A 17,396-nucleotide genomic window follows, 5' to 3' on the forward strand; every position below is an offset into this window, starting at 1 on the left:
GGCCGGCCGTCGGGCTCCAGTGGGGCATCCGGCTTCCAGGTCCGGCCGTGGCCCGTCCGGAAGGCGTCGCGTCGCGACCGTTGGCCCCGGGACATCCCGGTCTGGGCGTGAAACTAGGCCGGTTGGGGCCGCAGTTCAAATTAAGCTTTGGTAATTCGGCAAGCCCATGAAATATCGCCATTTCAATGGGTTGCAGCAGGTTGTGCCGTGCCCTATATGACGAAAAATTAATGTTCGGCCGGGCGGCCGGCCTGATGCCCGCAGGCGATATCCGCTATCTTGGACACCGGCCGCAGGCCACCGCCGGGAGGAGACGCGATGCCACTTCCAGAAACCATGGCCTATGTCGGGATCGGCGAATACGGTGGACCCGAAAAGCTCGCGGTGATGCAGGGCGCGCTGCCGCAGCTGCGGCCGGGCGAAATTCTTGTCCGCGTCGCCGCCGCCGGCATCAACCGGCCCGACATCATGCAGCGCAAGGGTGACTACCCGCCGCCGCCCGGCGCGAGCCCGGTTCTCGGGCTCGAGATCGCCGGCGAGGTGGTCGCGCTCGCCGCGGACGTGGCGGAGTTCAAGCTCGGCGACCATGTCTGCGCGCTCGCCAATGGCGGCGGCTACGCCCAGTACTGCGCGGTGCCGGCGAGCCAGGCCCTGCCGTTCCCGCGCGGCTATGACGCGGTCAAGGCGGCCGCTCTGCCGGAGACCGTCTTCACCGTCTGGGCCAACCTCTTCATGATGGCCGGGCTCAAGGCCGGCGAGTCGGTGCTGGTGCACGGCGGCACCAGCGGCATCGGCACGACGGCGATCCAGCTTGCCGCCGCCTTCGGCGCAACGGTCTATGCCACGGCCGGCTCGGCCGAGAAATGCGAGGCCTGCGTCGGGCTCGGCGCGCACCGGGCGATCAACTACCGCAGCGAGGATTTTTGCGCAGTCATTGCCGCGGAGACCGGCAGGGCCGGCGTCGACGTCATCCTCGACATGGTCGGAGCAGCCTACTTCGAGCGCAACCTCAAATCGCTCGCGATCGACGGGCGGCTGGCGATCATCGCCTTCCTCGGCGGTACCTTTGCCGAAAAGGTCAGCCTTGCGCCGATCCTGCTGAAGCGGCTGCGGATCATGGGCTCGGCCATGCGGCCGCGGACGAACGCGGAAAAGCAGGCCATCCGCGACGAGCTGCGCGAGCGGGTCTGGCCATTGCTGGATGCCGGCCGCGTCGCGCCGGTGATCCAGGCGGTGTTGCCCCATACCGACGTCGTCCACGCCCATCGCCTGCTGGAGCAGGGCGACCACATTGGCAAGATCATCATGACCTTCGAGTGAGGGCGCCGCAGCGGCGCCCATCTTGACGGATGTCACGGCCCCGGTTTTCGGCTAAGACGGCAGCCGGAATACGGATTCGGAGGCGTGCAGCATGGAAAACCCCGTTCTTGTCGAAGTGACGCGCGGAAATCGCGTCGAAAGCCGCCACCGCGGCATGGTCGCCGTGGTCGACGGCGACGGCAAGGTCGCCTTCTCGCTGGGCGACGTCGAGGCGCCGGTTTTCCCGCGCTCGGCCTGCAAGGCGATGCAGGCGCTGCCGCTGGTGGAAAGCGGTGCGGCCGACGCCTATGGCTTCGGTGCGAAGGAACTGGCGCTCGCCTGTGCCTCGCACAGCGGCGAGCCGGAACACGCCGCTCTTGCGGCCGGCATGCTGGCTGCGGCCGGGCAGCAGCCGTCCGTGCTCGAATGCGGCGCCCATTGGAGCTTCTACCAGCCGATCCTGATCGGCCAGGCGCGCAGTCTCGACCAGCCGACCGCGCTGCACAACAACTGCTCGGGCAAGCATGCCGGTTTCATCTGCGCCGCCTGCCACGCCGGCGTCGACCCGAAGGGCTATGTCGGCTACGACCATCCGATCCAGGCGGAGATCCGCGGCGTGATGGAGAGCCTGACCGGCGCGGTGCTGGCGCACGACAATTGCGGCACCGACGGCTGCTCGATCCCGACCTATGCCGCCTCGCTGACGGCGATGGCGCACGGTTTTGCCAGGATGGCGACCGGCGCCGGCCTCGCGCCGGTCCGCGCCCGCGCCGCCCGGCGGCTGCTCGACGCCTGCATGGCGGAACCGTTCTACGTCGCCGGCAGCAACCGCTTCTGCACCCGGCTGATGCAGCTCGCGCCCGGCCGGATCTTCGCAAAGGTCGGCGCCGAGGGGGTCTACTGCGCCGCCGTGCCGGACAGGGGAATCGCGATTGCGCTGAAGTGCGAGGACGGAACCACCCGCGCCGCCGAGGCCATGGTCGCCGCGACGCTCGCCGGCTTCGCCGGCGAAACGCCCGAACTCAAGGCCTCGCTGATGGCGCTTGCCAATCACGCCATGCACAACTGGAACGGCATCCATGTCGGCGACGTCCGGGTGACCGACGCGCTGGCCGCGTAACGCCCGCCGTCCGCGGGAACGTGCCGGCGGGGCGGCAGAACCGCCCCGGGCCTGGTGTCGGCGCTAGTTGGCGGCGAAGCAGTAGAACAGGCCTTCGCCGCCCGTACCCTTGAAGGCGTCGATCGTGCAGCCGCCGCGCGTCGGGTGCGACGAGTTCCACGACTTTGCCTCGGCCGAGTCGTTCAGGCCCATGCGGTCGCTGTGGCCGACGATCGCCGCCCCGTCCGCGCCGCCCATCGTCCAGTTGCCGCAGGTCTCCGGCGCTGCCGTGCCGTCGGCCATCGAGCCGGTCAGGATGTCGTGGCGGTTGGGGGTGTCGCCGCGGCCGTTGATGACCTCGCCCTTCTCGTTGAGGGCCGTCTGCTTGGTCAGGTTGTTGCCGTCGCCGTGCAGCGAGGCGACGTCGTCGGCGATCTTCTCGCCCTTGGCGTTGTACCAGGGTCCGTTGCCGATCCGGTCGCGGGCGTTCTCGGCGTCGGTGGACAGGTACGCCTTCCAGGTCTTGCCGGTCGCGCCGGCCGCCGTCGCCAGCGTCGTGCAGTAGGCGTCCGCGCCCTCAAGACCGCCAAGGTCGCCGCCCTTGCCGGGATTGGCGCTGGTGACGAAGAAGCTCATGCTGGTGTCCTGCGCATGGGCCGCCCCGGCAAATACCAAGGCGACTGCGACCACTGCAAGCTGGCGTTTCATTGCTTCTCTCCCTGGGATGTTGTTCGGTCCGAAGACTATCGGGCGTTGCAGCCGGCGTAAAATCGAAATGATGTGATGGAATAAAATCCCTCCACCCGGACGGCGCGGCGGCGCGTCGACGGAACGGCCTTCATTCCTGTCGGAAGAAGCTGCCGACCGTCGCGGCCTGACAAGGACCGGAACGGCGCGCGGGGTACCGCCACAAAAAATGGTGCCGGCTGTCGGGACAAGGGTGTCGCGGCCGTCCTTGGGCCATGCGGCGGACGCGGGCCAGGTGGCGCGTCCCTGAAGAAGCGGCAAAGGAGGCCTCGCATGCGCATGATTTTCGTCAACCTGCCGGTCAAGGACCTGTCGGCCACGCGCCGTTTCTTCGGCGCGCTCGGCTTCGCCTTCAACGAGCAGTTCAGCGACGAGCAGACGGCCTGCATGGTCGTTTCCGACGTCATCTTCGTCATGCTCATGGTCGAGGCGCGCTTCCAGCAGTTCGTCACCGGAAAGGTCGGCGACCCGGAGAAGGACACCCAGGTGCTGACCTGCCTGTCGGCCGAAAGCCGCGCCGAGGTCGACGCGTTCAAGGCGAGGGCGCTGGCCGCCGGCGCGCGCGAGTGGCAGCCCAACATCGAGTTTGGCCCGATGTACGGCTGCAGCTTCCAGGACATCAACGGCCATGTCTGGGAGATGATGCACATGGCGCAGGGCTGACGCGGCCGGTTGATCCGCGCCCGATCGTCGGCCACCGCCGATTGCGGCGCGGCGACGCTGCTGGCAGACTGGTCTCAGACAAATTTTCGGAGGAGACCATGCTGACATTGCACTTCGCGCCGCGCACCTGCGCGCTCGCCTCGCTCATCGCACTGGAGGAAAGCGGACTCGACTTCGATGTGAAGAAGCTCGATTTTGCAAACAACGAGCAGCGCACGCCCGAATTCTTGGCGATCAACCCCAAGGGGCGCGTGCCCACGCTCGTCACCGAACGCGGCGTCCTGACCGAGACGCCGGCGGTCCTCGCCTACATCGCCCAGGTCACGCCCGGTGGACGCCTGGCGCCGCTCGACGACCACTTCCAGTTCGCGCGGATGCAGTCGTTCAATTCCTACCTCTGCTCCACCGTCCACGTCGCCCACGCCCATGCCCGCCGCGGCGCGCGCTGGTCGGACGATGCGGCCGCGATCGAGACGATGAAGGCGAAGGTGCCGGAGAACATGGCCGAATGCTTCCGCCTGATCGAGGAGGGGATGCTCGAGGGGCCCTGGGTGATGGGCGGCGGCTATTCGGTCGCCGACCCCTACCTCTTCACCATCGGCACCTGGCTGGACGGTCACGGCATCGACGTGCAGCGTTTTCCGCGCGTTGCCGACCATCACGCCCGCATGCGCGAGCGGCCGGCCGTCCGGCGCGCGCTCGCGCGCGAAAGCGCCTGACGAGCAAGCCGGCGCGCTGCGCTGGCCTATTGGCCCGGCGGCTCGGCTGGTCGCGCCGCCCGGCGCAGCTTCGCCGGCGCCCGCCTGCGCCATGCCTCGGTCAGCCGCAGGCGCAGTTCCTCGTCGCCGATGGCGCTGGCGCGCACCAACACCGCGGCCCAGCCGCGATAGTGCGGCGTCTCGAAATAGATCTCGGGCGCCAGTTCGATGGCGTGTTCCTTCTCGTCCAGCGGCATCGGCAGCATGACCGTCTCGGCATCCTTGGCGCGGGCGATCAGCCGCCCGGCCACCTTCAGCGCCATGGCGCCATAGGACGTGCCCGTCTCCACTCCGGGAAGGCCGTCCGCCAGCCGCCTGAGCCGGGCCTCGAGTGCCATCTTGTCGCTGTCGGCCATGGCGGCGGCTCCTCCGTGCGGAGCCATGATAGCGCCCCCTCGCGCCCGGGACGAGCGCTCAGGTCTCGCAGCAGGGCAGGGCCGGCTTGCCGCCGTCACGCGCCGCCGCATAGCCCGGAAAGGGCAGGTCGGCGCGCTGGCGCTCGTCCATCGCCTCGATGTCGGGATGGGCCAGCAGATCGCCGGTCCACGCCTCCACGCTGTAGTCGGCACCTCGATCGGCGGCCGCGGACCGATGCGTCTTTCTGAAGAAAAACTTGAACATCGCCGTCTCCATTCACATGCCATTTTCGCGTTCTGGGTCAAGCCTGGGAGCTCTATGATCTGCAGAATGAGGCGTGGCGCCGTCGAATTCAATTGAGGATTTCAGGTGCGTGATATAGATAATCTATATGAAGAACCTGAGCAGCATCCACCTCAACGGACTGCGAGCGATCGAGGCGGTCGGCCGGCTGGGGTCCTTGCAGGCGGCTGCCGAGGAGTTGGGCGTGACGGTCGGCGCGGTCAGCCAGCAGGTCATCCGGGCCGAGGGCCAGCTCGGGCGGGCGGTGTTCGAACGCACGCCACGCGGCATGGTGGCCACCGCCTTTGGCGTGCCCTTCCTGCGCAAGCTCAACGCCGGCTTCCACGCGCTGTCCGAGGCCGTCGGCAGCGCCCGCGAGCGGGACAACGCGGTTCTCGTCATCTCGGTGGCGCCGATCTTCGCCTCGCGCTGGCTGATTCACCATATCCACCATTTCAGCGCCGCCCATCCCGAGATCAGTCTCAGGATCGAATCGACGACGGCGCTGACCGACCTGTCCGGCTCCGACGTCGACCTCGCCATCCGCATCGGCCCGGGCAACTGGCCCGGGGTGAGGGCGGAATTCGTGCTGCCGCAGGAGATGTTTCCCGTCTGCACGCCGGAGCTGGCGGAGCGGCTGCGCACGCCGGCCGATCTCGTCGACATGCCGGCGCTCGTTGATGCCAATGACCAGTTCACCTGGGATGTCTGGCTGAAGGCGGCCGGGCTCGCTCAGCCGGCGCCGAAGACGCGGCACGTCTTCAGCGACGCCTCGCTCTGTCTCGACGCGGCGCTGGCGGGGCAGGGGGTGATGCTGGCCTGGCCGATCCTGGCCGCCTGGGCGGTGAAGGAGGAGCGGCTGGTGGCGCCGCTGGACATCCGGGTGCGGACCGGCACCGGCTATTACTTCGTCACCGACCCCGACGTGCGCGAGCCGCGCAAGGTCCGGCTGTTCAAGGCCTGGATGACGCAGGCGATCGCCGACACGATCGGTGACGGCGCCGCGACGCCTATGCCGGCTCCTTCAGGCGCGTCTCGTACATCGCCTTGAAGGCCGGGCGCGCCTGGCAGGCGGCGAGCCAGCTCTTGACGTTGGGCGCGGCGTCGAACAGTTCGTCCTCGCTCATGGTGTAGCGGAATACCTCCGCCAGGTTCAGGTCGGCCACGGTGAAGCGGGCGCCGACGACGTGTCCGGTTGCCGCCAGCCGCCGGTCGAGCAGGGCAAAGGCCTTCTTCAGCGCCTTGGTCGCGGCACGAATGGTCAGCCGGCCCTGTTCGCTCCCGGCGGCGTTGTCGTCGAGGGTCAGGATGATCTTCACCGCATGCGGCTCGACCTCGGTCGCCGCCCACATCGTCCACTGCAGCATCTCCGCCTCCTCCGTCAGCGTTTGCCCCGACAGGGGGCCGCCGTGCTTGCGGGCGAGGTAGAGGTTGATCGCCAGCGACTCGTTCATGACGAAGCCGCCGTCGTCGATGCAGGGAATGAGCCCGGTCGGATTGACCTTCAGGAATTCGGCTGACTGGGTGTTCAGCGGCGCGTCCGGCGCCGTCGGGTTCTCGAGGCGGCGGGCCTGGAGCACGGGAACGGAGACGAAGGGCAGGTCGAGCTCCCCGGCCATCCAGTAGTTGCGCGAGGCGCGCGAGCGATAGACCCCATAGATCGTGAGCATGTGCGGTTCTCCCTGATGCGCGATACCATAGGCGGGCGAGCCGGAGGGAAGAAGCCTTCGTGTGTGATCTACCGATGAATTGTCGTGATGCCGGACCCACAATGCCGCATTGACCGTCGTTCGGCTTGGCGTTAAGGCGGCATGATCCGCGCCATGGCGGATCGCGAGGCGACGATGAAGCTGACGGGCAACAGGGTGTCGGGGCTGGTGCGCATGCTGTGCATGCTCGCGCTGGTCGCGCTCGCCTTCGCCCACAAGCCGGTCCTTTCCGCGCGGCTGTCGCCGGCCGAACTGGCGGCGATCACGCTGCCGGACGGCACCATCGCCGACCTCTGCCTCGACGGCGGCGTCGAGCACGGCAAGACGAAGTCGGGCGTCGGCGGCCATTGCGAGGCCTGCCGCATCGGCGCGGCCGCCATCCTGCCGGCGCCGGTCGATCTTGACGGCCGCGTCTTCGCCTTCCGCATCGTCGGCGACCGCCCGATGATCGAGGCGGTCATCCGTCGCCATCGCTACCAGCCCGGGGCGCCGCCGACCGCGCCCCCTGTTCCGTCGATCCGAGCCTGAGCCACCGTCGCGCCCTGGTGCGCGCGGTCTTCACCCTCGCTTCGACGGAGCATGCCATGACCCTTGCAACCGATGCGCCGGCAGTCGCCGCCGCGGACGCCTCCACCTTCTCCCAGCGGCTCTACCGCGCCGTCTGGCGCTGGCACTTCTTTGCCGGCCTCCTCGTCATCCCCTTCCTGATCAATCTCGCCGTCACCGGCGGCCTCTACCTCTTCAACGACGAGATCGACGCGACGCTGTTTCGCGGGCGTAACTACGTCACCGTGTCGACGCAACCGCTGCGGCCGAGCGAGGTCGTCGAAACGGCGCTTGCCGCCGTGCCGGGCGCCTCGCTATCCTCCTACCGGGTGCCCGCGGCGTCGGACCGCTCCGCCCGGGTGACGCTGTCGACGGAAGAGGGCAGCCTGCTGGTGTTCGTCGACCCCTACAGCGGCACCGTGCTCGACACAGTGCTCGCCGCCGAGGAGTTCAACCAGGTGGTCGAGGACATCCACAGTCTCGACTATTTCGGCAAGTCGTTCGAGATCATCATCGAGATCGCCGCCGGCTTTGCCATCGTGCTGGTGGTGACCGGGATCTATCTGTGGTGGCCGCGCAACCAGGCGGGCGGTGTCCTGTCGGTGCGCGGCACGCCGTCCCGCCGCGTGTTCTGGCGCGACATGCACGCCGTCACCGGCATCCTGGCCGGTGTCCTGATCCTGTTCCTTGCCGTGTCCGGCCTGCTGTGGTCCGGCTACTGGGGTAGCAACGTCAACAGCTACCTGACCGCGAACGGCATGGGCTACCCGGCCCAGCTCTGGGACGACGTGCCGCAGTCGAAGAAGGTGACCGCCGACGTGATGCCGAAGAGCGGCTGGCTGATGGAGAACGCGCCGGTGCCGGCGTCCGCCGCGCCGGCCGGCGGCGAGGGCCCGGCTCCGATCAGCCTCGACCGCGCCGTCGAGATCGCCTCGGCCGCCGGCATGCTGCCGGGCTACGAAATCTCGCCGCCCTCCGACGACACCGGGGTCTATACCGCCGCGATCTTTCCGGCCGAGCTGGAGCGCGAGCGCACGATCCATATCGACCAGTACTCCGGCGAACGGCTGGTCGACATTGCCTTCGGCCAGTATCCTTTCACCGGCAAGGCGATCGAGTGGAGCATCAACGTCCATCAGGGGCGCGAGTGGGGACTGTTCAACCAGTTGCTGATGCTGGCCACCTGCCTGGCGATCGTCGCCTCCAGCGTCACGGCGGTGGTGATGTGGTGGAAGCGCCGTCCGTCCGGCCGTCTTGGCGTGCCGCCGGCGCCGCGCGGCCGCGCGATCTATGCCGGCCTGTGGGCGTTGGCCGCCCTGTTCGGCGCGCTGTTCCCGCTGACGGGTCTGGCGATCCTGGCGATGATCGCCCTCGATCTGCTTCTCGTGCCGCTCGTGCCGCCGCTGCGACGGTTTCTGTCCTAGAGCGTCCGCTCCGCCGTTGCCGCGGAGCGCAACCAGTCTTTGTTCAACCCAGAAAGGGCATCAGATGAAACTGCTTTCCCGGATCCTGGCTTCGGCCATCCTTCTTGCCGCGCCGGCCTTCGGCGCGGGCGCGCACGACTACAAGGCGGGCGACATCGAAATCCAGCACCCGGCCTCCAAGGCGACGCTGCCGGGGCAGCCGGTCGGCGGCGGCTTCTTCACCGTCGTCAACCACGGCAGCGAGGCCGACCGGCTCGTCTCCGTCACCTCGCCGGTGTCCGACGACGTGCAGTTGCACGAGATGTCGATGGAAAACGACGTCATGAAGATGCGCCAGCTGCCCGACGGCATCGAGATCCCGGCCGGCGGGACGGTGGAACTGAAGCCGGGCGGGCTGCACATCATGTTCATGGCGATCAAGCAGCCCTTCAGGGAGGGCGAGCACGTCGCCGCCACGCTCACCTTCGAGAAGGCCGGGGCGATTGCGGTCGAGTTCGACGTCGAGGCGGCCAGGCCCGCTGCGAATGGCGGGGGCAAGCACCACTAGCGGGACGGGAAATGGGGAAGGCACGCAGAGAAGCCTTCCCCATCCCGCCCCATCGCCCTGTCCGGTGTTCGGGAACCGGTACGGGCGAGTATCGCGGCCATGTCGCCCTCTGCTGGCGGGCATGGCCGGTTGTGAATGAACCGCGGGCGCGTCGCCCCTGACGCGCACCGCGGGAGCGCCTACCCGACTTATCCCGTACGGTTGCGCTCAACCGTGATATGCGCGAAGGCTTCGCCGCCGCGCGCGAGGTCGCCGGTCGCGCGCTCGTTCCAGCGGTAGCCGGCGATGGCGCCCTGCGGCGTTTCCTCGAAAATGTTTCCCGAGATCAGGGCCGACCCGGCCCCCTCGACGACCGTCACCGCGCACCCCACAGGCGTCTGCCGCACGAGGTTGCCGTTGACGACGAGGCCGCGCATGTAGGGTCCCCAGCCGAGCATCAAGCCGTATTTCGGCGCGTTCTCGACCGTGTTGCCGCTGACCACGGTGTCGGCCTCGACGGCGATGCCGAAGCCGAAGCCGGCGCCGTCATGCACGTAGGGTCCCTCCAGCCGCAGGTTGCGCACGATGTTGCCGGTCACCGTCGCCAGCCGTCCGCCCTCGTTGAAATTGACGATCAGGATGCCGTTGGCGGCGCCGTCGATCAGGTTGCCGCTGACGATCGCGCCTTCGAACCCGAATTCCGAATAGATCGCGGTTTCCCCGGAGCGCAGGCACGTGTTGCCGGCGATCCTGACGTTCGATCCGGCGTTGGCGCGGATCGCCGAGAAGGCGCAGTCGGAAAGGTGGTTGTCGGTCACCATCACGCCGTCGGCGCGGAAGATGTTGATGCCGTTGCCGTATTCGCCCGTTCCGCCCTTCGTCGCCGCGATCCGCGAAACGCGGTTGCCGACGACCATCGTGCCGTCCGGGCCCTTGGTCCAGCGGTGCACGAGGATGCCGCCGTTGGCGCATTCGATGACGGTGTTGCCGGCGATCGACAGCCCCGCGCTTTCGACCGCGAAGATGGCAAAATCGGCGGCGCCGGAGATGCGGTTGTTGCCGATCCTTCCGCCGCAGCGTTCGAGATAGAGGGCGGACTTGGCCGAGCCGGCGATCTCGCAGTTGTCGATCCGAACGTCGGAGGCGCCGCCGAGGTGGACCAGCCCCTGCACCGTGTCGTCGAGCCAGCGGTTGCCGCCGTCGATGACGAGGTTTTCCAGCACGATGCGGCCGCCATCCTGCCCGGCGAACAGGTGGCCGCCGCCGCCATAGACGATGCGGGTTGCCCCGGGCACGCCGGTCAGCCGGGTGTTTTCGGGCAGCGTGACATTCGAGACGACATAGTCGCCCGCCGGCAGGAACACCGGCTGGTTCTTCGCCGCGGCCTGGCGCAGCAGCCGGTCGAAGGCCTTGCTCTTGCGGTCGCCGCCGCCGGGCCGCACCCCGTGGGCGGAGGCGTCGATGGCACCGCGCAGCTCGACGTTCAGCACCGGCGCGGCGGCAGCCGACAGCGGGGACGCGATGCCGAGTGCACCGAGGCCAAGCGTCGAAAGAAGTAAGCGTCTGGTAACCATTTATGCTCCTTGAGGACTAAGGAGCAGGAAGCGTGCCAGTCGATTCTGTGTCGAAACGGCACGGAATCGGGGGGTAAACGGCGGGTGCGGGATCGGACCGCTGTCCCTCAGCGCGACGTCGCCCGGAATTGGCACGCCGCGGCGGACGGGTGCGGCCGCGGGTGGCCGGGGCGGACTGAGGGGCTCGGCGGGCCTCGTGATGGGGGGCGTCAGGTTCGGACGCGCGGCAGCCCGAACCCGTGCTCTAACGTCCGCCGGTGCGCCGGCGAGGAGCGGACGGACGCACGGCCCGCGCGGCGGGGCGGCCTGGCTAGCGCCGCTTCCAGTAGTGCATCTCCATCAGCTTGTGCCAGTGGCCGTCGGGCTTGTGCACGAGCGCGGTGAGCGTGCGATGGTGGTCGTCGATGAAGGTGATGACGTCCTGGTAGGGCAGCTTCTGTCCCGGGTTGTCGAAATCCGGCCCCATGCAGTGCAGCGCCAGAAGGTCGCCGGTCGGCTCCAGCGCGCCCTCATAGTGCCAGAGATAGGTCATCATCGAGCCGATCCATGTGCCGACATAGCGTTGGCGTTCCGGATCGTAGCCGAGCGTCATCAGCGTCTGGCCCTCGGCGCCGTCCGGCATCAGGCCGCTGCCTTCGCACACGGCCCACAAATCGCCGAGCGGGCGCACGCGCTCGACCCAGGTGCTTTCGGTCGGCGGCGCGGTGATCGCGTCGGCCGCGACGTCCCATTCGCCGTGCAGGCGCTCGAGCCAGTGGTGTTGCGTGGTGACTTCCGCTTTCATCAAGATCTCCCTGCGGGTTGACCCGTTCGCTTCGGGCACGCGTCCCGTTCACCTGCAAGCTAGGCGCGTTTGGCGCTTTTCAAGTGGCGCCTGGCGCCGACGCCGCGACGCCGCCCCTTGACAGGGTTGAGTTGATATCAACAGTAACTCCCATGACCACGAAAGTCGCCATTCCCTACGAGACCACGGTGCATGTGCGTGACCATTGTCTCTGCCTGCATGCGCAGCGGGCCGCGCGCGCGCTGGCGCGTCGCTTCGACGAGGCGTTGCGTCCGCTCGCCATCACCAGCGGCCAGTTCTCGCTGCTGATGTCGCTGAACCGGCCCGAGCCGCCGCCGATGGGGCCGGTCGCGGCGCTGCTCGCCATGGATCGCACGACGCTGACGGCGGCGCTGAAGCCGTTGCAGCGGCGCGGGCTCGTGCTCGTCGTGCCCGATCCGCGCGACCGCCGCGGCCGCCGGCTGATGCTGACCGATGCCGGCAGGGCGCTGCTGGCGCAGGCGGTGCCGGTGTGGAAGCAGACCCATGCCGAGGTCGAGGGCGCGCTGGCCGGCGGCGACGTCGACGTCGATGCGCTGCGGGCGGGACTGCTGGCGATCGCCTGACGGGGCCGCGGACGCGCGGGTCAGGCGGGTCTGGCGCACGGCGGAAATGTCCCTATCTTCTCAGGCATGAAGCCAGATCAGCTGCTCCATCCCGCACCCGCCGGCCTCTATTGCCCCGCCGGCGACTTCTACGTCGATCCGATGCGCCCGGTGCCGCGCGCGCTGGTCACCCATGGCCATTCCGACCACGCCCGCGCCGGCCATGGGGCGGTGCTGGCGACCCGGGAGACGCTCGACATCATGGCGATCCGCCACGGCCCGGACTTCTGCGGCAGCGCCCAGGCCGTGGCCTATGGCGAAACGGTCGCTCTCGGCGGCGCGTCGGTCTCCTTCCATCCCGCCGGCCACGTGCTCGGCTCGGCGCAGATCGCGATCACCGCCCATGGCACGCGGTTCTGCGTCTCCGGCGACTACAAGCGCGGCGCCGACCCGACCTGCGCCGCCTACGAGCCGGTCGCCTGCGACGTCTTCATCACCGAGGCCACCTTCGGCCTGCCGGTGTTCCATCACCCGGACCCGAAGGGCGAGATCGCCAGGCTGCTGACGTCGCTGCGGCAGTTTCCGGCCCGCACCCATCTCGTCGGCGCCTATTCGCTCGGCAAGGCGCAGCGGGTCATCCGGCTGCTGCGCGACTGCGGCTACGACCGGCCGGTCTTCATCCACGGTTCGCTCGCCCGGCTTTGCGACTACTACGTGAGCCGCGGCGTCGACCTCGGCGAGCTCCGGCCCGCGACGCTGGAAAAGGGCGACGCGACCGACCTCGGCGGCGCCGTCGTCGTCGGCCCGCCCTCCGCCTTCGCCGATCGCTGGGCGCGCCGCTTCACCGAGCCGCTCGTCGCCTTCGCCTCCGGCTGGATGATGGTGCGCCAGCGCGCCAAGCAGGGCGGCGTCGAACTGCCGCTGGTGATCTCCGATCACTGCGACTGGCCCGAGCTGACGGAGACGATCCGCGAGCTTGCGCCGGCTGAGGTCTGGGTGACGCATGGCCGCGAGGAGGCGCTGGTGCGCTGGTGCGAGCTTGCCGGCATTCCCGCCCGCCCGCTGCATCTGGTCGGCTACGAGGACGAGGGGGACTGATGCACGCCTTCGCCGATCTCCTCGACCGTCTCGTCCTGACGCCCTCGCGCAACGGCAAGCTCAAGCTGCTGGCGGATTACTTTAGAGAAACCCCGGACCCCGACCGCGGCTACGGGCTGGCCGCGATCGCCGGCACGCTCGAGCTGAAGAGCGTCAAGCCGGCCATGCTGCGCGAACTCGTGCTCGAGCGCATGGACGAGGTGCTGTTCCGCTATTCCTACGACTATGTCGGCGACCTCGCCGAGACGATCTCGCTGGTCTGGGACCAGGAGCGCAAGGAGCGCATCGCCGTCTCCGGTCAGCCGAGGCTCGGCGCGGTGGTGGCGCGGATGAACGCGCTCGGCCGGACCGAGGTGCGCTCGGCCGTGCGCGACCTGCTCGACCGGCTCGACCCGTCGGCCCGCTTCGCCTTCATCAAGCTCGCCACCGGCGGCTTGCGCATCGGCGTGTCGGCGCGGCTGGCCAAGCAGGCGCTGGCGGACTTCTCCGGCCGCGACGTCACCGAGATCGAGACGCTCTGGCATGGCCTGCAACCGCCCTACGAGCCGCTGTTCGCCTGGCTGGAGGGAAGGGCCGGCCGCCCCGTGCTGGCGACGCCGGCGATCTTTCATTCGGTGATGCTGGCCAATCCGGTCGGCGAGGGCGACCTCGACGGCCTCGCCCCCGGCGACTTCGCCGCCGAATGGAAGTGGGACGGCATCCGCGTGCAGATCTCCGCCGCCGGGGCCACGCGCCGGCTCTACTCCCGCTCCGGCGACGACATCTCCGCTGCCTTTCCCGACGTGCTTGAGGCGATCGGCTTCGAAGGGGTCATCGACGGCGAACTGCTGGTCGGCGGCACGGCGCGCTCGAACGCTCTAACGCGCAGCTTTTCCGACCTGCAGCAGCGGCTCAACCGCAAGACGGTCAACGCGCGGATGCTGGAGGACTACCCCGCCTTCGTGCGCGCCTACGACATCCTCTTCTCCGGCGAGGCCGACGTGCGCCCGGAAGACTTCGCCACCCGTCGCGCCCGGCTGCAGGACCTGATCGACAGGGCGCCGCACGACCGCTTCGACCTGTCGCCGCTCGTGCCGTTCACAAGCTGGGAGGAGCTTGACAAGCTGCGCTCCGACCCGCCCGACCCGGTGATCGAGGGCGTGATGATCAAGCGCTTCGACAGCCCCTACCAGGCGGGACGGCTCAAAGGGCCGTGGTTCAAGTGGAAGCGCGACCCCTACAATGTCGACGCCGTGCTGATGTATGCGCAGCGCGGCCACGGCAAGCGCTCGAGCTACTACTCCGACTTCACCTTCGGTGTCTGGGCCGGTGGGGCCGAGGGGGAAATGCTGGTGCCGGTCGGCAAGGCCTATTTCGGCTTCACCGACGCCGAGCTCGAGGTGCTTGACCGCTTCGTGCGCAACAACACCGTCGACCGCTTCGGTCCGGTGCGCGCCGTGCGCGCCGAACCCGACTTCGGCTTCGTCCTCGAGGTCGCCTTCGAGGGCATCAACCGCTCGAGCCGCCACAAGTCCGGCGTCGCCATGCGCTTTCCCCGCATCGCCCGCCTGCGCGACGACAAGCTGCCGCGCGAGGCCGATCGGCTGGACACGCTGATGGCGCTGGTCGAGGCCAAGGAGGCGGGCTAGCGGTGCTAGCCGTCAGGGGCGCGGGACATAGACCGCAAGCGCGTCGTCGAACTCGGCGACCGGGTGGGCACCGCCATAGGTGAAGCGGTCGGCGATCGGCGCGGCAAACGATGCCGATGCCAGCACGGGCCGGGCGAGCGGCTTGGTCAGCGCCTGCAGCCGCGCCGCCTCGTGGACGGCGCGGCCGATGACGGTGAAGTCCAGCCGTTCGTCGGTGCCGACATTGCCGTACATGACCTCGCCGACATGCAGACCGATGCCGACCTCCGCGGGCCGGCCGGCAAGGTGCAGGTCCCGCATGTCGGCGAGCGTGCGCATCGCCGCCGCCAGCGCCCGCTCCCGCATGTCGGTGTCGCTTCCCGGCCGGTCGGAGCGAAAGATCCCCATCACCGCATCGCCGATGAGCTTCAGCACCTCGCCGCCGGCGTCCATGACGGCCCCGATCGTGATGTCGAAATAGCGGTTCAGGAGCGCGACGTAGTCCCCGAGCGGCATTTGCGCCACCAGCCGTGACGACTGGCGCAGGTCGCAGAACCAGATGCCGCAGGTGATCAGCTCCGAATCGCCGCGTGTGATCCGGCCGTCGAGCACCAGCGATCCGCATGAGCGTCCGAGGTAGATGTCGAGCAGGCGGGCGCTCGTCTCGAAGTTCATCCGCGCCGTTGCCGCCAGCGCCAGCGCCGGCGTGATGGCCTGGAGGCAGCCGATCTCCGCCTCGCTGAAGCCGCCGGGCCGGCGCGTCGCGAACGACCCGACGACGCAGGGGACGAAGCCAACCCGACGGGCAAACGGGGTGACCGCCGACGCGCCGCCGGTGGCGTGAAAGAAGCCGAAATACTCGGTGTGGCCTTCGGCACGCAACCGCGCGAGCAGCGACATGTGCGCTGCCGGCGGGCTTTCTTCGAGCCGGTACCGCTTGGAGCGCAGCCGGTTCAAGGCGAGTTCGAAGTAGGGACCGTTGCGGCTGCCGGGATCCTCCATCAGGCTCGGCGTGTACGAGCGCGTCGTTGCCCTGCCTGTCTCCGCGACCCAGGTGATTTCCTGCGAGACGATCTGGGGGTGAAGCGTCAGGATCGCGCAGCCGGCCCGCGCGACGGCGATGCCGTGGTCGTTGAGGCACCGGCCCAGGCCGGCGACGAGGTCCGGCAGGCTGCTGCCGCCCAGCCCGCTGTCGACAAGCCAGTTCACAGCGGCCGCCACGGGCGCCGGGGCATCGCAAGCAGAAAGCGCGTCGGGCATCGCCATCACCTCGCCAGGGTCGTTCGTGCGGCCGCCATCATACCGCGTGCCGCGGCGCTTGCCGATGGAGGGGACGAGGCCGGCCGGACGGCGCCGTGCGCGATGACGAAACCGTGATGGCGCAGGCGTTTGCGCGCAGGCGGGCGAAATTTATCATGGCAAGCCACGCGCCAGCCGGGTCTGCCACAATTGCGGCACGGTGACGGCCTTATCTCGCTGGCAGGGATTCGTGCGTGCCGCCCGCTGCTTGCGTTTCTCGGTAATTCACGGATTGCGTTGCTTGACCATGGTCCCAGAACTCGATTTCTCCCGCCGCCGCTTCCTGCGCCTGTCCGGGCTCGCGGCAGCGACGGCGCTCGCCGGCTGCACCTCCTCGATGAACACCGACCGCTTTCGCTGGCAGACCGAGCCCGTCTATCGCAACCCGGCCCTCGAAGGCGTGCCCGGCCCCTGGCTCGAGGGCCGCGACCCGGATCAGGGACCCTATGACACCGCCATGCTGCCGACCGGCATCCCCGATCTCGACCCGCGCTATGCCGGGATCTATGCGGCGCGCATCGACGGCGGTTTCACCATTCCGCAGGTGCCCTACACCCGCATCGACGCGCGCTACCTGCGCCACGAGGTGGAGGATCCGTTCGGCGAGGCACCGGGGACGATCATCGTCGACACCGCCAACCGTTATCTCTACCTGACCATGCCGGGCGGTCGCGCCATGCGCTACGGCGTCGGCATCGGTCGCGAGGGATTTGCCTGGTCCGGCCGCGGCGTCATCCAGTGGAAGCAGTCATGGCCGCGCTGGACCCCGCCGGACTCGATGATCGAGCGCCAGCCGGAACTGGCGCAATATTCGGCCAGCAACGGCGGCATGGCGCCGGGCCTGGCCAATCCGCTCGGTGCGCGGGCGCTCTACATCTTCCAGAACGGCCAGGACACGCTCTATCGCCTGCACGGCACGCCGGAATGGCAGTCGATCGGCCGCGCCGCCTCCTCGGGCTGCGTGCGGCTGCTCAATCAGGACGTGATCGACCTGTACGGCCGGGTGCGCAACGGCGCCCCGATCGTCGTGATCTGACGCC

19 protein-coding genes are annotated in these 17,396 nt (G+C 68.8%); 12 read left to right on the forward strand and 7 right to left on the reverse strand.

Translation table 11 applies throughout. The annotated features are described in order from the left end of the window. Nucleotides 1-318: 318 nt before the first annotated feature. Together ACXAGF_RS05155 and ACXAGF_RS05160 are read left to right on the forward strand one after the other, a co-directional pair. Nucleotides 319-1,320 carry an NAD(P)H-quinone oxidoreductase gene (locus ACXAGF_RS05155; protein ID WP_475014990.1) on the forward strand — a complete coding sequence of 334 codons (1,002 nt, stop codon included), beginning with the start codon at nt 319-321 and terminating at the stop codon, nt 1,318-1,320. A 91-nt stretch (nt 1,321-1,411) separates the two neighbouring features. Further along, nucleotides 1,412-2,419 (forward strand): asparaginase, encoded by a 1,008-nt coding sequence (locus ACXAGF_RS05160; protein ID WP_475014992.1) that lies wholly within the window; start codon nt 1,412-1,414, stop codon nt 2,417-2,419. A 63-nt stretch (nt 2,420-2,482) separates the two neighbouring features. Here ACXAGF_RS05160 and ACXAGF_RS05165 read toward each other — a convergent pair whose 3' ends face one another. Then, on the reverse strand, nt 2,483-3,106 hold the full coding sequence (locus ACXAGF_RS05165; RefSeq protein WP_475014994.1) for a hypothetical protein: 624 nt from the start codon (nt 3,104-3,106) through the stop codon (nt 2,483-2,485). A 312-nt stretch (nt 3,107-3,418) separates the two neighbouring features. On the opposite strand from ACXAGF_RS05165, the gene ACXAGF_RS05170 reads away from it, so the two are divergent. Together ACXAGF_RS05170 and ACXAGF_RS05175 are read left to right on the forward strand one after the other, a co-directional pair. Next, nucleotides 3,419-3,808, forward strand: a complete 390-nt coding sequence (locus tag ACXAGF_RS05170; RefSeq protein ID WP_475014995.1) for a VOC family protein — start codon at nt 3,419-3,421, stop codon at nt 3,806-3,808. Nucleotides 3,809-3,906: 98 nt separating this feature from the next. Next, nucleotides 3,907-4,527: a glutathione S-transferase family protein gene (locus ACXAGF_RS05175; RefSeq protein WP_475014997.1), complete on the forward strand. Its 621-nt coding sequence runs from the start codon at nt 3,907-3,909 to the stop codon at nt 4,525-4,527. A gap of 26 nt (nt 4,528-4,553) precedes the next feature. Here the strand turns inward: ACXAGF_RS05175 and ACXAGF_RS05180 are convergent, their stop codons facing one another. Together ACXAGF_RS05180 and ACXAGF_RS05185 are read right to left on the reverse strand one after the other, a co-directional pair. Next, nucleotides 4,554-4,922: an MmcQ/YjbR family DNA-binding protein gene (locus tag ACXAGF_RS05180; RefSeq protein ID WP_475014998.1), complete on the reverse strand. Its 369-nt coding sequence runs from the start codon at nt 4,920-4,922 to the stop codon at nt 4,554-4,556. A gap of 58 nt (nt 4,923-4,980) precedes the next feature. After that, nucleotides 4,981-5,187 (reverse strand): hypothetical protein, encoded by a 207-nt coding sequence (locus ACXAGF_RS05185; RefSeq protein ID WP_475014999.1) that lies wholly within the window; start codon nt 5,185-5,187, stop codon nt 4,981-4,983. A gap of 127 nt (nt 5,188-5,314) precedes the next feature. On the opposite strand from ACXAGF_RS05185, the gene ACXAGF_RS05190 reads away from it, so the two are divergent. Then, on the forward strand, nt 5,315-6,256 hold the full coding sequence (locus ACXAGF_RS05190; protein ID WP_475015001.1) for a LysR substrate-binding domain-containing protein: 942 nt from the start codon (nt 5,315-5,317) through the stop codon (nt 6,254-6,256). Here the strand turns inward: ACXAGF_RS05190 and ACXAGF_RS05195 are convergent. Continuing rightward, nucleotides 6,216-6,875, reverse strand: coding sequence for a glutathione S-transferase family protein (locus ACXAGF_RS05195; protein WP_475015002.1), 660 nt, complete (start codon nt 6,873-6,875; stop codon nt 6,216-6,218). The two genes, ACXAGF_RS05190 and ACXAGF_RS05195, sit on opposite strands and share 41 nt — an antisense overlap. Before the next feature lie 153 nt (nt 6,876-7,028). Between ACXAGF_RS05195 and ACXAGF_RS05200 the strand changes: the two genes are divergently transcribed. From ACXAGF_RS05200 to ACXAGF_RS05210, 3 genes are all read left to right on the forward strand, one after another. Beyond that, nucleotides 7,029-7,442 (forward strand): hypothetical protein, encoded by a 414-nt coding sequence (locus ACXAGF_RS05200; protein WP_475015003.1) that lies wholly within the window; start codon nt 7,029-7,031, stop codon nt 7,440-7,442. 56 nt (nt 7,443-7,498) lie between these two features. Further along, complete coding sequence (locus ACXAGF_RS05205) at nt 7,499-8,884, forward strand: PepSY-associated TM helix domain-containing protein (RefSeq protein WP_475015005.1); 1,386 nt, start codon at nt 7,499-7,501, stop codon at nt 8,882-8,884. Nucleotides 8,885-8,948: 64 nt separating this feature from the next. Beyond that, entirely contained in the window at nt 8,949-9,431 is a 483-nt protein-coding gene (locus tag ACXAGF_RS05210; protein WP_475015007.1) for a copper chaperone PCu(A)C, read from the forward strand. A 188-nt stretch (nt 9,432-9,619) separates the two neighbouring features. Here the strand turns inward: ACXAGF_RS05210 and ACXAGF_RS05215 are convergent, their stop codons facing one another. Together ACXAGF_RS05215 and ACXAGF_RS05220 are read right to left on the reverse strand one after the other, a co-directional pair. Beyond that, on the reverse strand, nt 9,620-10,984 hold the full coding sequence (locus tag ACXAGF_RS05215) for a TIGR03808 family TAT-translocated repetitive protein (protein WP_475015009.1): 1,365 nt from the start codon (nt 10,982-10,984) through the stop codon (nt 9,620-9,622). 310 nt (nt 10,985-11,294) lie between these two features. Continuing rightward, nucleotides 11,295-11,768, reverse strand: coding sequence for a DUF1579 domain-containing protein (locus tag ACXAGF_RS05220; protein WP_475015011.1), 474 nt, complete (start codon nt 11,766-11,768; stop codon nt 11,295-11,297). Between the two features lie 152 nt (nt 11,769-11,920). Between ACXAGF_RS05220 and ACXAGF_RS05225 the strand changes: the two genes are divergently transcribed. The 3 genes from ACXAGF_RS05225 (at nt 11,921) to ACXAGF_RS05235 (ending at nt 15,078) form a co-directional block, all read left to right on the forward strand. Next, nucleotides 11,921-12,373: a MarR family winged helix-turn-helix transcriptional regulator gene (locus tag ACXAGF_RS05225; protein WP_475015012.1), complete on the forward strand. Its 453-nt coding sequence runs from the start codon at nt 11,921-11,923 to the stop codon at nt 12,371-12,373. A gap of 66 nt (nt 12,374-12,439) precedes the next feature. Next, the gene (locus tag ACXAGF_RS05230; protein WP_475015014.1) at nt 12,440-13,450 is read left to right on the forward strand and encodes a ligase-associated DNA damage response exonuclease; all 1,011 of its coding nucleotides are present in this window, start codon (nt 12,440-12,442) and stop codon (nt 13,448-13,450) included. Continuing rightward, nucleotides 13,450-15,078, forward strand: coding sequence for a cisplatin damage response ATP-dependent DNA ligase (locus ACXAGF_RS05235; protein ID WP_475015016.1), 1,629 nt, complete (start codon nt 13,450-13,452; stop codon nt 15,076-15,078). The genes ACXAGF_RS05230 and ACXAGF_RS05235 overlap by 1 nt, the downstream gene beginning before the upstream one ends. Nucleotides 15,079-15,090: 12 nt before the next feature. On the opposite strand, the gene ACXAGF_RS05240 is transcribed toward ACXAGF_RS05235, so the two are convergent. Continuing rightward, a complete protein-coding gene (locus tag ACXAGF_RS05240) occupies nt 15,091-16,323 on the reverse strand; it encodes an adenylate/guanylate cyclase domain-containing protein (RefSeq protein ID WP_475015017.1) in 1,233 nt (410 codons plus the stop codon). A gap of 280 nt (nt 16,324-16,603) precedes the next feature. On the opposite strand from ACXAGF_RS05240, the gene ACXAGF_RS05245 reads away from it, so the two are divergent. Further along, nucleotides 16,604-17,392, forward strand: coding sequence for a L,D-transpeptidase (locus tag ACXAGF_RS05245; protein WP_475019213.1), 789 nt, complete (start codon nt 16,604-16,606; stop codon nt 17,390-17,392). Nucleotides 17,393-17,396 lie beyond the last annotated feature (4 nt).

Source organism: Mycoplana sp. ABR4_002 (assembly GCF_056159645.1).

Bases quoted from the DNA above. Each gene is read 5' to 3' on its own strand.
- ACXAGF_RS05225 (WP_475015012.1), top strand. From the start codon at position 11,921: ATGACCACGAAAGTCGCCATTCCCTACGAGACCACGGTGCATGTGCGT.
- ACXAGF_RS05195 (WP_475015002.1), bottom strand. From the start codon at position 6,875: ATGCTCACGATCTATGGGGTCTATCGCTCGCGCGCCTCGCGCAACTAC.
- ACXAGF_RS05180 (WP_475014998.1), bottom strand. From the start codon at position 4,922: ATGGCCGACAGCGACAAGATGGCACTCGAGGCCCGGCTCAGGCGGCTG.
- ACXAGF_RS05175 (WP_475014997.1), top strand. From the start codon at position 3,907: ATGCTGACATTGCACTTCGCGCCGCGCACCTGCGCGCTCGCCTCGCTC.
- ACXAGF_RS05210 (WP_475015007.1), top strand. From the start codon at position 8,949: ATGAAACTGCTTTCCCGGATCCTGGCTTCGGCCATCCTTCTTGCCGCG.
- ACXAGF_RS05190 (WP_475015001.1), top strand. From the start codon at position 5,315: ATGAAGAACCTGAGCAGCATCCACCTCAACGGACTGCGAGCGATCGAG.
- ACXAGF_RS05245 (WP_475019213.1), top strand. From the start codon at position 16,604: ATGGTCCCAGAACTCGATTTCTCCCGCCGCCGCTTCCTGCGCCTGTCC.
- ACXAGF_RS05200 (WP_475015003.1), top strand. From the start codon at position 7,029: ATGGCGGATCGCGAGGCGACGATGAAGCTGACGGGCAACAGGGTGTCG.
- ACXAGF_RS05165 (WP_475014994.1), bottom strand. From the start codon at position 3,106: ATGAAACGCCAGCTTGCAGTGGTCGCAGTCGCCTTGGTATTTGCCGGG.
- ACXAGF_RS05235 (WP_475015016.1), top strand. From the start codon at position 13,450: ATGCACGCCTTCGCCGATCTCCTCGACCGTCTCGTCCTGACGCCCTCG.
- ACXAGF_RS05155 (WP_475014990.1), top strand. From the start codon at position 319: ATGCCACTTCCAGAAACCATGGCCTATGTCGGGATCGGCGAATACGGT.
- ACXAGF_RS05220 (WP_475015011.1), bottom strand. From the start codon at position 11,768: ATGAAAGCGGAAGTCACCACGCAACACCACTGGCTCGAGCGCCTGCAC.
- ACXAGF_RS05185 (WP_475014999.1), bottom strand. From the start codon at position 5,187: ATGTTCAAGTTTTTCTTCAGAAAGACGCATCGGTCCGCGGCCGCCGAT.
- ACXAGF_RS05205 (WP_475015005.1), top strand. From the start codon at position 7,499: ATGACCCTTGCAACCGATGCGCCGGCAGTCGCCGCCGCGGACGCCTCC.
- ACXAGF_RS05215 (WP_475015009.1), bottom strand. From the start codon at position 10,984: ATGGTTACCAGACGCTTACTTCTTTCGACGCTTGGCCTCGGTGCACTC.
- ACXAGF_RS05240 (WP_475015017.1), bottom strand. From the start codon at position 16,323: ATGGCGATGCCCGACGCGCTTTCTGCTTGCGATGCCCCGGCGCCCGTG.
- ACXAGF_RS05170 (WP_475014995.1), top strand. From the start codon at position 3,419: ATGCGCATGATTTTCGTCAACCTGCCGGTCAAGGACCTGTCGGCCACG.
- ACXAGF_RS05160 (WP_475014992.1), top strand. From the start codon at position 1,412: ATGGAAAACCCCGTTCTTGTCGAAGTGACGCGCGGAAATCGCGTCGAA.
- ACXAGF_RS05230 (WP_475015014.1), top strand. From the start codon at position 12,440: ATGAAGCCAGATCAGCTGCTCCATCCCGCACCCGCCGGCCTCTATTGC.